This is a genomic window from Catenovulum sediminis, assembly GCF_007289895.1.
GTDB classification, from domain to species: Bacteria; Pseudomonadota; Gammaproteobacteria; order Enterobacterales; family Alteromonadaceae; genus Catenovulum; species Catenovulum sediminis.
The window spans coordinates 851,659-867,245 of the sequence record NZ_CP041660.1; the positions used below are offsets into that span (position 1 = coordinate 851,659).

At 41.5% G+C, this 15,587-nt stretch carries 10 protein-coding genes; 5 read left to right on the top strand and 5 right to left on the bottom strand.

Translation table 11 applies throughout. From position 1 onward, the window contains the following. Positions 1-93: 93 nt before the first annotated feature. The gene (locus FNT16_RS03420) at positions 94-864 is read right to left on the bottom strand and encodes a ThuA domain-containing protein (protein WP_143870227.1); all 771 of its coding nucleotides are present in this window, start codon (positions 862-864) and stop codon (positions 94-96) included. A 189-nt stretch (positions 865-1,053) separates the two neighbouring features. On the opposite strand from FNT16_RS03420, the gene FNT16_RS03425 reads away from it, so the two are divergent. Beyond that, positions 1,054-1,989, top strand: coding sequence for a hypothetical protein (locus tag FNT16_RS03425; RefSeq protein ID WP_143870228.1), 936 nt, complete (start codon positions 1,054-1,056; stop codon positions 1,987-1,989). Positions 1,990-2,025: 36 nt separating this feature from the next. Here FNT16_RS03425 and glgX read toward each other — a convergent pair whose 3' ends face one another. After that, positions 2,026-4,194, bottom strand: a complete 2,169-nt coding sequence (gene glgX, locus FNT16_RS03430) for a glycogen debranching protein GlgX (RefSeq protein ID WP_143870229.1) — start codon at positions 4,192-4,194, stop codon at positions 2,026-2,028. 257 nt (positions 4,195-4,451) lie between these two features. Here glgX and zur point away from each other — a divergent pair, with 257 nt between their 5' ends. Further along, positions 4,452-4,895: a zinc uptake transcriptional repressor Zur gene (zur, locus tag FNT16_RS03435; protein ID WP_143870230.1), complete on the top strand. Its 444-nt coding sequence runs from the start codon at positions 4,452-4,454 to the stop codon at positions 4,893-4,895. 9 nt (positions 4,896-4,904) lie between these two features. On the opposite strand, the gene glpK is transcribed toward zur, so the two are convergent. Then, a complete protein-coding gene (glpK, locus tag FNT16_RS03440) occupies positions 4,905-6,395 on the bottom strand; it encodes a glycerol kinase GlpK (RefSeq protein ID WP_143870231.1) in 1,491 nt (496 codons plus the stop codon). Between the two features lie 30 nt (positions 6,396-6,425). Further along, positions 6,426-7,955: a CYTH and CHAD domain-containing protein gene (locus tag FNT16_RS03445; protein ID WP_143870232.1), complete on the bottom strand. Its 1,530-nt coding sequence runs from the start codon at positions 7,953-7,955 to the stop codon at positions 6,426-6,428. Between the two features lie 211 nt (positions 7,956-8,166). Between FNT16_RS03445 and FNT16_RS03450 the strand changes: the two genes are divergently transcribed. The 3 genes from FNT16_RS03450 to FNT16_RS03460 all read left to right on the top strand — a co-directional run bounded on the left by FNT16_RS03450 (position 8,167) and on the right by FNT16_RS03460 (position 13,934). After that, a complete protein-coding gene (locus tag FNT16_RS03450; RefSeq protein WP_143870233.1) occupies positions 8,167-8,772 on the top strand; it encodes a TIGR04211 family SH3 domain-containing protein in 606 nt (201 codons plus the stop codon). Between the two features lie 122 nt (positions 8,773-8,894). After that, entirely contained in the window at positions 8,895-12,047 is a 3,153-nt protein-coding gene (gene putA / locus FNT16_RS03455; protein WP_143870234.1) for a bifunctional proline dehydrogenase/L-glutamate gamma-semialdehyde dehydrogenase PutA, read from the top strand. Between the two features lie 687 nt (positions 12,048-12,734). Further along, positions 12,735-13,934 carry an IS4 family transposase gene (locus FNT16_RS03460; protein WP_185976664.1) on the top strand — a complete coding sequence of 400 codons (1,200 nt, stop codon included), beginning with the start codon at positions 12,735-12,737 and terminating at the stop codon, positions 13,932-13,934. 411 nt (positions 13,935-14,345) lie between these two features. Here the strand turns inward: FNT16_RS03460 and FNT16_RS03465 are convergent, their stop codons facing one another. Then, a complete protein-coding gene (locus FNT16_RS03465) occupies positions 14,346-15,587 on the bottom strand; it encodes an FAD-dependent oxidoreductase (protein ID WP_143870235.1) in 1,242 nt (413 codons plus the stop codon).

Genomic DNA, 15,587 nt, shown 5'->3' on the forward strand with positions numbered 1-15,587 from the left:
TTGACACAAACAAATTAATTTAAAAGGATTCTTAGAAAACAGAATCCTTTTTTTTGCAATTTTTCCAGCGATTTCTCCAGCAATGGCTAAAAACTATTGATTGAGCATACCTTTGCCGGTTGCTGCCCAATAAACACCGCCGTATAGATGATTTAAAAAGATTTCTTGTTGGTATGCCGCAGGCATATGGCCAAGTGCCGTATAAAATGAACGCCCCCCATCATACTGCTGATACCAAGCAATTGGATGGAAATCGCCCATACCTTTTGCGCTAAGCTCGCCCCATTGTGCATCTGTAGAATACGAATTTTCATCAACGGTTAAAATGTAATTCAAATTTTCATTTAACCCTTCAGAAAATTCATAATATTCATCTGTCCATAAGAACTGCTCAGGTAAATGCTCTAAACCTGGAAAAAATTTATTTTCGACCTTTAATCGCGCGGTTTGTATTTCAGGATGTATGTAAAATGTATGGCCCACTAATTTTGTATACCACTGCCAGTTATGCTCAGTATCCGAAGCCGAGTGAATGCCGACAAATCCTTTGCCAGACTGAATAAACGCTTCTATTGCACGTTTTTGTTCGGCGTTAAAGATATCCCCTGTTGTTGACAGAAATACAATCACATCAAACTGTTTAAGATTCTCTGCATTAAGTCGGCTCGGGTCTTCATGCCATTCCATATCAAAGTGATGCCGCTCGGCTAGACGCCTCATTGCTTGCACGCCATCTAAGATAGATTCGTGATGCCAACCATTTGTTTTAGTAAAAACCAATGCTTTAAATTGTTTTGCCATTATCGAATTACTCACAAATAAAGCGAATAACAAAAGTCCTTTAAAAATATTTTGTACTTTCATTTATTGCCTTTAAGCTAATTAAGATTGGCACAAACATATCACGAAAAATTAAAACTAAAACAACAAGCATGGCAATAAAATAAATTTTATATCTGTAATAGCAAATTATATAATTAGGGCATGTTTATCTCATTCGCTTAAAACAAGCTTCACATTTATACTTACTGCAAATGGGATAACCTGAATAATATGACAAAGCTAACTCAACTTGACTGCATCTGGCGCAACAACAGACACAATGCATTTACTGACTTAATCGAATTTAATGGCCGGTTTTATTGTTGCTTTAGAGAAGCCACTAACCATATAAGCCCAGACGGCATCATCCGAATACTCGTCTCTGACGATTTAAAGCGTTGGCAGTTGATCTCTTCGGTGCGCCATATTTCTGCTGATTTACGAGATCCTAAACTCATCAAGCACCATAGTGGTAAAATGTTACTCAGTTTTTACCGGAAACGCTTTGATAAAAACGGCCAAAACATCGCAAACGAAAACTGTATTAGTTTCAGTTTAACCGGATACAGCTGGTCTTCAGCGAAAATAATAGGCCACAACAATTGGTGGATGTGGCGAATTCGAAATGATTTAGGGATTGCTTACAACCGCAAACAAAATACTGTACGTCTCTATCAAGGCGACCCACTCAGGGCATTTCACTTAGTTAACGATGCGCTCTTTAGTCTTAAAAATAATGCGAAAGGTTATCCAAACGAGAGTGATGTGTTAAAGCTGCCCGATGGTCGTACGATTTGTATCTTAAGAAGAGATGCTGACTCATTTTCAGCTCAACTGGGCATCAGTAATATCTCTAACCATAACTGGAAATGGTACGATCTGGGTTTATATTTAGGCGGTCCTTGCATGCTTCAACTAGAAAATGGACGCATTTTAGTTGCGGCGCGCCGTTTTCAGCGTCCTAGATGTTTAACCACTTGGTTGTTCGAGTTGGATATCAATACTAAGAGTATTAAGCCGGTTTTACAGCTACCATCAGCCGGTGATAATAGCTATCCTGCAATGCTAGCGCATGATAATAAACTGCACGTTAGTTATTACTCGCAACACCAAGAAAACCGCTATAGCTATGCAAGTGCAATTTACTTAGCTGAGGTTACGCTATAAAACGGCTACGGTTACGCGCACATTTTGTGGCCAGTATTAGACTGGCCGTCCTACACTTTGTTTGCGGTTTTTACTGAGTAAAACAAACGAACGACTTTGCAAATAATACACATCTCCAGCCTGGTATTTTTTTCGTTTGTCTTGGCGTTTTGTTTCCGTCAGTGCAGTATCAAAAACTAATCGCCATGTATACTCTTCTCCTAAGCTATTGGGCATTGCGAATTCAACAGCACAATCATGTGCATTCAGCAAAATGACAAAGTCGGTATCTCTTAAAGGCTTACCTTTTTCATCGCACTCTTTTAACGCTTGTCCATGCAAATGCATGCCAATACATTTAGTTTCAGCACTGGCCCATTCTGCTTCAGACATTTCCATCCCATCAACTGAAATCCAGGAAATATCTTTTGCTTCACTCCCTCTAACCGGATGACCTTGAAAGAAATGACGTTGATGGAATATCGGATGCGCTTTTCTAAGCGCCAACAGCATTTTGGTAAAAGCCAGCAAGGCATTTTTTTCTTCCGTTTCGCGCCAGTTAAACCAGCTGATTTTATTGTCCTGACAATACGCATTATTATTGCCATTTTGAGTACGGCAATATTCATCACCCGCCGTGATCATGGGCACGCCTTGAGACAACAATAAAGTCGCTAAAAAATTGCGCTTTTGCTTTTGTCGTAATGCATTAATCTTTGCACTTCGAGTGGGTCCTTCACTCCCCATATTCCAGCTTAGATTATGATTGTCACCGTCTTGATTATTCTCTCCATTATCATGATTGTGCTTATCGTTATAACTGACTAAATCATGTAGGGTAAAGCCATCATGTGCAGTAATAAAGTTGATACTGGCATAGGGTCTGCGACCACTATGCTCATATAAGTCACTTGAACCCGTTAACCGGTAAGCCAATTCACCAATTTGACCTTCATCTCCCTTCCAAAAAGAACGAATAGTATCTCGGTATTTACCATTCCACTCTGTCCAGCCAACCGGAAAATTTCCAACCTGATAACCCCCTTCGCCAATATCCCAAGGTTCTGCAATTAGTTTAACTTGAGAAATAACTGGATCTTGATGAATGATGTCAAAAAAAGCACCGAGTTTATCAACATCATGTAACTCCCTAGCCAACGCGGATGCGAGATCAAAACGAAAACCGTCAATATGCATTTCTTCAATCCAATAGCGCAAACTATCCATCACAAGTTGCAAAACTTTAGGGGTCATCATATTCAAGGTATTACCCGTCCCGGTGTAATCCATATAATAACGCTCATTGTCTTCAACTAATCGATAATACGCAGGGTTATCAATACCCTTAAAGGACAACATAGGGCCTAGATGATTGCCTTCTGCAGTATGATTGTAGACAACATCTAAAATCACTTCTAAACCGGCAGCATGAAAAGCTTTTATCATTTCTTTAAACTCTTCTATTTTGCCACTTTTGGCATATCGCATATCCGGTGTAAAATAATTAATCGAATTGTATCCCCAATAATTACAAAGCCCTTTTTCGACTAAATGCCTGTCATTTAGAAAATAATGAACTGGCAACAACTCAACAGCGGTCACCCCTAAAGATTTTAAATACCGAATCACCTGAGGCTGTGCTAAGCCAGCGTAAGTGCCACGTAAATGAGGTGGAATATGTGGATTAAGCTGTGTAAAGCCTTTTACATGTAACTCGTAAATCACAGTTTTATGCCACGGGATATCCGGTTTTTGATCATCCTGCCAGTCAAATTGAGCGTCAGTAACCGCACACTTGGGCATGTAAGGCGCACTATCTTGCGTGTCTGCAATAAGATCTAAGTCTGGGTTACTCACGTCACCCACTTGATAGGGAAAAACTGCGTCATGCCAGCGAATATCGCCTACGATGGATTTAGCATATGGATCTATCAGTAACTTTGAAGGGTTAAATCTCAGCCCTTTTTTCGGCTTATAAGGGCCGTGCACACGATATCCATACAATTGACCTGGTTTTAACTGCGGAATATATGCATGCCAAACTTGATCGGTTTTTTCGGCTAATTTGAACTTGTGCGTTTCTTTTTTTCCGCTTGCATCAAATAAACACAATTCAACATAGTCTGCATTTTCCGAAAATAATGCAAAATTCACCCCTTTTCCGTCCCAACTAGCTCCAAGTGGGTAAGGTCGGCCGGGCAAAACCTTTAGGTTCCTTCTACTCATAATTGACTCCAGAGTAAGTTTAAACAATAAACTACTGGCTAATTTGTACCCTGCGAGCAAAACAGAATCAATGCACAATACAAAATTTAGCTAAGATTTAATGAAAACGTCTTATACCGCAACACTCAGCATACATTCTCACGACAAATTAATTGCACCCCGCTAACCTTGATGTAATACCTTTATAATGCTGGTAATGGTAATTTCTTCAAGTACAATTAACGACTGAACAGAGAAGCGAGTAGAACCACATCATTATGAGTAATAAATTGTTAGAACAAGCACGTACAGTATGTCAGCAAAATGGTGCTCGATTTACCCCAGTACGAGAACAGGTTTTTTGTTTTTTAGCTGATGCACAGGGCTCAGTAGGTGCTTATGATTTATTAACTCAGCTTCAACAAATTGATACCAAAGCTAAACCCCCTACGATTTACCGTGCGCTTGATTTTTTAATTGAGCAGGGTTTTGTACACAAAGTAGAATCGCAAAATGCCTATGTGTTATGTAGCCATTTTGCTGAGCACCACAAGGCGCAATTATTGATTTGTGATAATTGTGGTTATGTGCAAGAAATCGATAATAAAACCATTCATGATGCGCTTAATAAAGCAGCAAAGCAGTCGGGCTTTAAAATTTTAAAACCGACAATAGAAGCGCATGGTTTGTGCGCCTCATGCATTGATTCAAATAAAGGATAGTTCGGTTTTTTACGCCCGATCATCAGCCCATGCTAAAGTACATTTAACGGCTCGCTGCCATTTTTCCAACGCTTTTTGTCGCTCGATTGGCGTAATTTGTGGTTGGTACAGATGCGCGATCTCACGTTTTTGTGCCAATGTTTGCATATCCCACCATTTAAGATGCAAACCTGCCAAATATGCGGCGCCCGTTGCGGTTAACTCATGCTCAAGCGGTACATCTACCGGGCAATTTAAGATATCAGCTTGGTATTGCATTAGATAACCATTCGCGCATGCGCCACCGTCTACATTTAATTTAACGAATGGCTCGCCAGTATCACTGCACATTGCATCAATCAAATCAGCCGTCTGAAACGCCAATGACTGTAAAACAGCACGACAAAACTCTGCTTGTCCGGTTGAAAAATCCATACCAAAAACCGCACCTTTGGCACGACCTTGCCAATAGGGTGCGCCTAATCCTGAAAATGCAGGTACGATTACTAATTCTGATTCTTCTGCATTTTGCGCCAGCGCTTCTGATTCTGCGGCATTGTCAATAAAGTGCAACGCGTCACGCATCCATTGCACAGCAGAGCCTGCAACAAATACTGAGCCTTCTAATGCATATTGAATATCACCATTAATACGCCAAGCAACAGTACTTAATAATTGATTATGGCTGCGAATGATTTTTTTACCTGTATTCATCAACAAAAAACAGCCCGTACCATAGGTGTTTTTGGCCATCCCCGGATGGAAACACGTTTGCCCAAACAAGGCGGCTTGTTGATCACCTGCAATTCCGCAAATTGGAATTTGACTGTTTTGGTATTCAAAAATGGCTAGCTCTCCCGAACAGTCAACAACTTGAGGTAGTATTTCGGCTGGTATATCAAAATAAGCCAGCAAATCGCTATCCCATACTTGGCGATGAATATCGTATAACATGGTGCGAGATGCGTTGGTAATGTCTGTAATATGCGTTTTTTGCCCAGACATATTCCAAACCAACCAAGAATCTATGGTTCCAAAGGCCAGCTCACCACGCTGCGCTTGTTCTCTGGCACCCTCCACATTGTCTAAGATCCATTTAACTTTGCTGGCGCTAAAATATGCATCTGGTAGCAGGCCGGTTTTATCGCAAATCCAACTTGCATCTTGACTGTTTCTGATTTTCTGGCAATCAGCCTGCGTACGGGTATCCTGCCAACTGATAGCAGGATAAATTGCCTGCCCCGTTTTTTTATCCCAGATAACGGTTGTTTCACGCTGGTTAGAAATACCGATTGCCGCAATATCATGTGGCTGAGCTTGTAAATCTCTTAATAACAGCTCAAATACCGCCAGCTGTTGTTGCCAGATAAATTCAGGTGACTGCTCAACCCGACCAAAATGTGGATAATCCAATTCAGTTTCAATTTGCCGTTTAGCGACAACATGCCCTTCCATATCAAAAGCCAAAGCTCTGGAGCTGGTGGTACCTTGATCAAATGCGACTATCCACTTTTTTATCATTATTTTTTAAAACCTATATCGCTTAGAAAATTACCAATATGGAACCATTTTTAGAGCTGACTGCCTCGACTGCTCCATAACTTTTACTAAATTAGTTATCTTATTTTCCGCCCACTGCTGCAGCTCTTGTTGATTGTCTTCGGTATATGAGTCTAAACACTGTAAAAACAGATTCAGCGTTTTCAAATCAGATATACCTTCCATGATATCCAGCCAAGGCGAACGAAAGTCCATTCGGTCACTTTCATTGTATAAACTACCGACACACACGCCGGTTAGTAACCCTCTACCAATCGAGCGCTCAACATCAATGTAATCTTGCATGCCGAATTGTTCTTTTGATGGCATTTTTTTCTGGATTCTAACCCAGCTTTGCTGATTCAGTTTAGTTGCAACCGAGTAAATATTCTCACTCAGTAAATTTTCATCTATTTCTGAATAACAACGCCATCCGCGCTCGGTTAACCAGCGCATTAGTTTTAAAATGACTCGATTATATCTTTGACTATAAAACAAAGGCACAGTAGCATTTTCTTTTAGCGTGCTGGCAAACGTTTGTTCTAAATAATTTAACAGACGTTCATCTTCACCAATGCGTTTGCGATAGTTGCCTTTTTTTGAAGTAAGTTGCTTGATATGGAGCGCGCCATCTAACCATTCAAACTCATTATTTAACCATTTTAATTCTTTGCGGATTTCAGAGCTGGCTTTTTTGGGCACATAATCACGAAATAACCAAAGTGTATGACGCACCAACCAAATACCGCGTAATAGCTGTTTTAAACTGCGAATATGTCCTTCTCGACAATATATTTCTTCATGATGTTGCCAATGTGCCAGGCCATGCTCGATGGCTCGTGCAAAAGCGGTTTCAACATCTAAATCTGCGCTCAGGTTTACCGTACCCAGGCTTTTTTTATCTTGCATGGGCTGGTTTAAAAACAAACGATATCCGCGTGCGGCTTTGCTGTCGTTTGATAAACGCAGTGGTAATTTGTCGACAAGTATGTCGGCTAAACTAAACAGTTCACGCATGTCGCCGTCAACCAGTTCAATTTCGATTTCATGAATCGGTGTATGATTTTCCTGTGCACTGACAGCACCTGAATCGTAAACCACTTCAATTAAGCTTTCTTGTGACAACACGCGCCATTTATGACGCGTAAAGTCTGTCGTGAATAGCGGCGTCAACGCGTCTTGTAAATCTTGAATGGAAACGTGATCTGGCCAAGCTTCTGCAGGGAATAAACTTAAATCGGGTACATTGGCTGTCGTTGGAATATTATATTCTGGCCTTTTATGTAAGCCACCGACAGAGCTCCCAGCCGTTTTTAAGGTTTGTTCTGATTCACCATCTACCGTTCTGACTCTTAACCCAGCATCCAGCGCTCTTAGCGATTGTTGTGCTGTATCAAAATAAGTATTGGTCAATCGTTTGTGGCTATACCCTTGGTTTTGAAGAATGGGCGTCAATAATTTTTGCAATTGTTCGAGTATGGGTTCACCTTCGTCTTCTTCTGAAGACGCAACGGCAAATTTAAGCTCTATCTCAGTTTCCATATTTTTTGGTTAAAGATTTCTGGCGTGCAACACGCATAATTTAGTATAGCAAGAGAAAATACCTGACGGAGTCCACGACTTCAAGCTTTAGTGTTGTGAAAATATCGGATAATCAGATTAATTACTGGTAATCAAATGCAATAAGGTTTTTAATAGTAGCCATCTTAGCTTGGACAAAACTATAAAAATCAATCAGATTTCGGAGCTTTTAATGAAATCACGCCTATTCGCACTCGCACTTATCACCCTTGTGCCTAATTTTGTATTCGCACAACAAACCGACAAAGCTTATATCTCTGACGAACTTACGGTATTTGTACACACAGGGCCTACCCGAAATTACCGCATTGTAGGCACCGTAGTGGCAGGCAGCCAAATTGAAATTTTGGCCAAGTCGGAAGATGGCAGTTTTAGTCAAATTCAGTACGAAGACGGTAAAACCGGTTGGATAGAAAGCCAATATGTCAGCCAGACTGCCAGCATACAACAACAGCTTAAAACACTGAAAAGCGAGTTGGCAGAAAAAACAGAGTCACTCAGCCAGTTGGAAAACGAGTTGAATACTCAAAAGAGTGAAAAAATGCTGATTGAAGGACAACTACAACGTCACACACAAAGCACTCAGGATTTACAAAACAAACTAGAAAGTGCGCAAAAACAGCTAGCTGTACTGCAACAACAAGACGTTGAAAATCAAGAAAAAGTTAAAATGGACTGGCTTATTAAAGGCGGTATGTTATCACTTGGTAGCTTAATCATAGGTTACATCCTAGCAATGATGCCGCGTCGCAGAAAACGATCTCCTGATCTCTTTTAAATTGTGAACGCTTGCAAAAACCGACCTTTGGGTCGGTTTTTGCTTTTCTGCGTTGCAACTTAGCGTTCTGCAACAAAACGTCTAAAATTAGCATTAAGCGAAGCAGCGTTTAATGGTTTTTTATGCAGCTCTCATCCGCCATATTTTCAAAGAAAATCCATCTGACGCAGGCAGAACAGCAACTATCTGCTTTGCATCAAATGATGGTTGAATACCATTTAATTGACGATCAACTGCTGTCTCACCAGCTATCCGCTATACAAATTAAAATACCCCCAACATTACAAAAGCAGGTGGCCAAGCAGACGATTGAACTGATACAAAAATCGCGTGAACACATACAGCAAACACCTTGGGCACTCGAAACTTTTTTTGCCCATTTAAAGCTCAACAGTGCAGAAGGCAAAGCATTGATGAGTTTGGCAGAGGCACTCCTTAGAGTTGAAGACAAACCAAGCGCGATTGCACTGATTAAAGATAAAATGGCTCGTTGGCAACCACAAAAGAGTAATCAAAATACGTTTGAGAAACTCAGCGAACAGCTGCTAACAATCAGCAAAAAACTGATATCTGACCAAAACCCAACCATAAAAAGAATGTCATCTCCACTAATTTACGCGGCGATAAAAAAGAGTATGCACTTACTTGCACAACATTTTATTTATGCGCAGAATATGCAAGAAGCTGTTGCTAAAGCAGATAAAAAAAACCAGTTATGCTCGTTTGATTGTTTAGGTGAAGCGGCGCTAAACTCGATGGAAGCAGAGCAATATTTTAATGCTTACCAACAAGCCATTATGACTTTAGCTGAGCGCAGGAAATCAGAAAAAGATATACCCTCTCAAACAACCAGACATCATAGCATTTCCATTAAATTGTCCGCTCTGCATGCAAAATTTGACGTTCTACACTTTGAAAAAATAAAAAACAAACTCATTAATGACGTTTTACAATTAGCCATGCTGGCCAAAAAACATGATATTGCCCTGACGATAGACGCAGAAGAATCTGACAGATTGATGATAACGTTAGCGGTTTTTGAGGCGGTGCGTCGTAACGCACATTTGCAGGGTTGGCAGCAATTTGGATTGGCGGTGCAAGCATATAGCAAAAGAGCCTTGATAGAGCTACTTTGGTTAAATTGTTTGGCGGTTGAGCTAGATTGTACAATCCCTATTCGACTGGTTAAAGGGGCGTATTGGGATAGTGAAATAAAACGTGCTCAGCAGTTAGGTTTGCGCAACTATCCGGTTTTTCGTTGTAAACAAGATACAGACGCTCATTTTTTAATCTGTGCGCACTATTTATTAAGCTGCGGTAATCAAAAATTAGTCCCTCAATTTGCCAGCCATAATATTAATAGTATTTGCCAGCTTGAAGCATTAAGTAAACAATGCAAACCGCAAAACAAAACAATTGAATGGCAACACCTACATGGTATGGGAACAGGTTTTTACGCTGCATTTTCACAGCTAACCCATTGGCCGATACGAGTTTATGCACCGGTCGGCGAACATAAAACGGTTTTACCTTACCTGATCCGGCGTTTATTAGAAAACGGCGCAAATCAATCATTTGTCCACAAGCTAAGTGATCAAACGCAAGCTGCCGACAACCTAATAGAACCCCACGAATTTAATGGGGTTAACACGACGCTTGATCATAACTTAGACAAACGCCTTTGCTTGCCCAAAGATATTTACCAAACTCGCAAAAACGCACCGGGTTTTGATTGGGCAGAACAACAACAACTGGCGCATTTTAATAATTTGCTGTTAAGTTGGCCTGACGATGCGTTTTTTGATCCATTGCGCACCGAACGCTCGCCTGCGCAAAGTTCACATGCAGATATACAAAAACAATTACAAGTAATCGCAGCGCCCTACCTAAGCAAAACCAAAGACGTAAAACAACTCTACTCAAATGCTATTGATGCACAACTAACATGGCGTGAGACCTCGCTCGAAACGCGCAGCAATTGCCTATTGCGGTTAGCAGAAAAACTGATAGAAAAACAAGATGCATTGCTATTCTTGCTGGTTTACGAAGCAGGTAAAACACGATCAGACGCACTAAACGAATGGCGCGAGGCAATAGACTTTTGTTTTTACTATGCTGAATTGGCAAAGCATGAGTTACACGCTCAAAAATTGCCTTCTACTGTGGGGGAAGAAAACTATTTACATTATCAAGCTAAAGGGACATTTGTTTGCATATCGCCGTGGAACTTCCCATTAGCGATTTTTTTAGGCCAAAGTATCGCCGCATTGGTGAGTGGCAATACCGTTATTGCCAAACCCGCGCAGTCCTGCCCGGTAATTGCGATATATAGTATGGCGTTAATCAAACAATCTGGCATAAATGAAGGGGTATTTCAGCTGTGTTTAGCTAAAGGTTCGACCATTGGTAACTTACTGTTAAGCCACTCTGAGTACACTCACTTAAATTTGAATGGCGTGTGTTTTACCGGCTCAAATAAAACCGCCAAAGATATCGAAAAATTATTAATAGAGCACCCGAACAAAATTCCATTGATCGCAGAAACTGGTGGTTTAAATGCAATGCTAGTGGATGCAACAGCCCAGCACGAGCAAGCTATATTGGACGTACTGCAATCTGCTTTTTATAGTGCTGGACAACGCTGCTCTGCTGCACGTATTTTATTATTACATCACAGCATCTACGAAAACTTTGTAGCGCGTTTGCAGCAATGCATGGCCGAACTCATTATATCAGAGCCCAATCTAGCAGAATGCGATATTGGCCCCGTTATCCATGCAGCCGCCAAACATAAAATTAATCAATATATCAAACTGCAGCAGGAACAAAATCGAGTTATTTACCAAACCCCACTTCCCAAACACTTAACAACGCAAAACTATGTTGCACCTTGTTTAATTAAGATTGATTCGATAAACGAAATGCGCGAAGAAATTTTTGGTCCGGTGTTACACTTAGTCTGTTATGACAAGGCTGAAAATGCAGTTGAACAACTTAATGCGCTCGGATATGGCCTGACACTTTGCATTCATAGCCGCAATACCACGAACTGGCACAAACTAGCGACTCAAGCTAAGGTCGGCAATATTTATATTAACCGAAATCAAGTCGGCGCTATTGTTGGCAGCCACCCCTTTGGGGGCATGAATCTATCCGGTACCGGGCCAAAAGCAGGTGGTCCCAATTATCTAAAGGCCTTTGTAAATGAAAAAACGATCAGTGAAAACTCGGCTGCGATCGGAGGCACTATGGAATTGTTGGGGACGAGAAATTAGCTGCGAGCGACGAGCGACGAGCGACGAGCGACGAGCGACGAGCGACGAGCGACGAGCTTCGCCAACATTGTAGGTCGCGGCTTTAGCCCGACAATCAAGCTTCGAGCTACAAGTTACAAGTTTCGCCCGCATTGTAGGTCGTGGCTTTAGCCCGACAATCAAGCTTCGAGCTACAAGTTACAAGTTTCGCCCGCATTGTAGGTCGTGGCTTTAGCCCGACAATCAAGCTTCGAGCTACAAGTTACAAGTTTCGCCAACATTGTAGGTCGTGGCTTTAGCCCGACAATCAAGCTTCGAGCTACCAGCTACAAGTTTCGCCAACATTGTAGGTCGTGGCTTTAGCCCGACAATCAAGCTTCGAGCTACCAGCTACAAGTTTCGCCAACATTGTAGGTCGCGGCTTTAGCCCGACAATCAAGCTTCGAGCTATCAGCTACAAGTTTCGCCAACATTGTAGGTCGCGGCTTTAGCCCGACAATCAAGCTTCGAGCTACCAGCTACAAGTTTCGCCAACATTGTAGGTCGCGGCTTTAGCCCGACAATCAAGCTTCGAGCTATCAGCTACAAGTTTCGCCAACATTGTAGGTCGCGGCTTTAGCCTTAAGGCTCCCCACAAATTTTGAAAAGATGCCCACTTATTGGTTAAACTAATTTCGCCAAAAACAAGTTACAACAAGGGGCATCAAATTGTTATTATCAAACTTGCTTTCAGAAAATTCAATAGCACTGGATAAACGAATTAAAAAGGCACTCTCCGATACCGTTTCTTGTGTTCAACATGGTGCGAAGTTAAGCCTAACCGCGATTGGCAGAACACTTGGTGAGCAAAGCCCTTCCACTACAGAAAAACATTGCATCAAACGTGTTGATAGATTACTTAAAAATGAGAAATTACAACAAAACCGCACGCAATTTTATAAGACTCTGACCGCTTATTTAACGGGTGGAATTGAGGATGCTTTGCCCATTATTGTTGACTGGTCAAGTGTTTACGACCAAAGCTTTGTACTACTTCGAGCTTCGGTCGCATTTGATGGTCGAGCTTTTACCATCTATGAAGAGGTACACGCTGAAGGCGCTATGAATAACCATAAAATTCATGTCAAGTTTCTTCAGAATTTAAAGCAGATTCTGCCCGATGAGTGTTGTCCTGTGATTGTTACAGACGCTGGATTTAAAGTGCCATGGTTCAAAGCAATTGATAAATTAAATTGGTATTGGCTTGCACGTACTCGTGGCACTGTAAAATGTAAAACAGACGATAACTCAGAATGGACATTGGTGGATGCCTATCACTCACAGGCCAAAACAAAACCCACGGCCTTAAAAGGTTTAGTCTTATCAAAACAACACAAGTGGTCTTGCAGAGGCGTCTTGTATAAAACATCACCCCCACCAAAGAAACACAAAAAACCCACGAAACGACCTAACTGCAACAGCTATAAAAAATATTCAAAAGGTAACAGTGAGCCCTGGTTTCTGGTCAGTAATCTACCTGAAGATGAGTTTTCTGCTCTTGCTCTGGTTAATATTTACAAGCGTAGAATGACAATAGAAGAAGCTTTTAGAGACACTAAAAACGAATATTATGGGCTGGGCTTAAGGCGCTCTAGAAGCCAATCTATCGAGCGTTTACAGGCATTGCTACTCATCGCTTTGCTGGCTCAGTGGCAACTATACGTCATTGGAAAAGCTGCAGAATTGCAAGGTTATCACCGACACTTTCAGGCCAATACCGAAAAGCGAAGGCGTGTCTTATCATATTGCTATCTGGCCAAAAGAATATTGCTGAATTCAAGTTTTGCTATAACAAATTCGATGCTCCAAGAAGCTTTTGAGTTACTCATTATGGAAACGAGATGTCACCTTAATTGTGGGGATCCCTAAGGCTTTAGCCCGACAATCAAGCTTCGAGCTACCAGCTACAAGTTTCGCCAACATTGTAGGTCGCGGCTTTAGCCCGACAATCAAGCAAAAAAGATAAAAGTAGCGAGCTTTGAACTGCGATCTGTGTAGTTTGTCCTTTAGAGAGACGAGTTTCGAGTTACAAGATCGTTCTCTAAGGGCGTCCATATATATTTCGACATTTTTGCTTTCTGCTTGTGTCGGGCTAAAGCCGCGACCTACAAATCGAGCTTGGAGCTTGGAGCTTGGAGCTTGGAGCTTGGAGCTTGGAGCTTGGAGCTTGGAGCTTGGAGCTTGGAGCTTGGAGCTTGGAGCTTGGAGCTTGGAGCTTGGAGCTTGGAGCTTGGAGCTTGGATAACAGCAGTAAATTTGAATATACTGTGCTAGTCTAATTTATAGCGGCATTTTTTTCGCTAGTTCAGGTAGTTTACCCGATAACCCCATCGCAATTTTAGCCATCTGATTTTTGACTGGTGTCATATGGTTTAAAATATTCATTACCTCTGCGCGCGCAATCTTCAATGGTAAAAAATCACTACCAAAACTACGTTTAAATATCTCCATCGCAGCGATTCTTTCTAGTGCATCTAACTGGCGCCAACGCATGGTTTGCCGCATCATTGCAGCAAGCTTGTCAGTTTGTAAACTTTCCTCCGTCGGCCAATGCTCCCCAATACACTCGGCAACAGCTAACGCATCCATAATACCTAAATTTGCCCCTTGCCCAGCAAGCGGATGAATAGTGTGCGCTGCATCGCCTATCAATAAACACCGGTTTTTAATAAATTGCTGACTATAGCGAGCAACCAAAGGAAATGAAATACGCTCTGAAATCAACTCGGTTGTCCCCATTACTCCATCAAAAGTAGCCGCTAACTTATGCTCAAAAGCATTTTTATCCAAAGCCAGTGTTTGCTGGCATTCATCAAAATCAAGCGACCAAACGATAGAAGATTGATGCGGATTTGCTAAAGGTAAAAACGCAAGTGGACCAGACGGTGTAAAAATTTGCCGTGCGGTATTTTGGTGTTTTTCACTGGTTTGAATATTTGCGACAATTGCCGTTTGTCCATATTCAGAGAAACTGAGACTTACATCCAGCCACTTGCGGATATTAGAATGCGCGCCATCTGCCGCCACCAAAAACTCAGCCTGTAACAAACGGTTATTGTCTAATTGCAATAAAACAGGTTCCGATTCTTTTGCATCAAGCTGGCTAGCATTATGCGGATATAGTTGGCAGTTATCATAACTTTTTAATTCCAGTAACAAAGCCGTAATCAAAGCACTATTTTGCACAATCTGGCCTAAAAAATCAGCGTTATAATTTTCTGCGCTAAATTCAATTTTACCGTGACTATTTTTGTCCCAAACTAACATATCACTAAATGGTGTATGACCTTCACCAGCTAGCCGTTGCCACACATTTAATTGGCAAAAAGCATTGATACTTGCTTGGTTTATTGCACTTACCCGTAACGCATCCAAACTTGCATTATCATTATCCGCGGTCCTTTTTTCCGCCAACTCTGCGGCAACCACAGCGATTTTTTTTCCTGTTCGCGCCACCGCTAAAGCACAGGTCAGGCCGACGATGCCAGCCCCAACAATAACCAAATCAAACTTATCTATCAT

Coding starts and splice junctions, on each gene's coding strand:
- FNT16_RS03445 (WP_143870232.1), bottom strand. CDS start 7,955: ATGGAAACTGAGATAGAGCTTAAATTTGCCGTTGCGTCTTCAGAAGAA.
- glpK (WP_143870231.1), bottom strand. CDS start 6,395: ATGATAAAAAAGTGGATAGTCGCATTTGATCAAGGTACCACCAGCTCC.
- glgX (WP_143870229.1), bottom strand. CDS start 4,194: ATGAGTAGAAGGAACCTAAAGGTTTTGCCCGGCCGACCTTACCCACTT.
- putA (WP_143870234.1), top strand. CDS start 8,895: ATGCAGCTCTCATCCGCCATATTTTCAAAGAAAATCCATCTGACGCAG.
- FNT16_RS03425 (WP_143870228.1), top strand. CDS start 1,054: ATGACAAAGCTAACTCAACTTGACTGCATCTGGCGCAACAACAGACAC.
- FNT16_RS03465 (WP_143870235.1), bottom strand. CDS start 15,587: ATGATAGATAAGTTTGATTTGGTTATTGTTGGGGCTGGCATCGTCGGC.
- zur (WP_143870230.1), top strand. CDS start 4,452: ATGAGTAATAAATTGTTAGAACAAGCACGTACAGTATGTCAGCAAAAT.
- FNT16_RS03420 (WP_143870227.1), bottom strand. CDS start 864: ATGAAAGTACAAAATATTTTTAAAGGACTTTTGTTATTCGCTTTATTT.
- FNT16_RS03450 (WP_143870233.1), top strand. CDS start 8,167: ATGAAATCACGCCTATTCGCACTCGCACTTATCACCCTTGTGCCTAAT.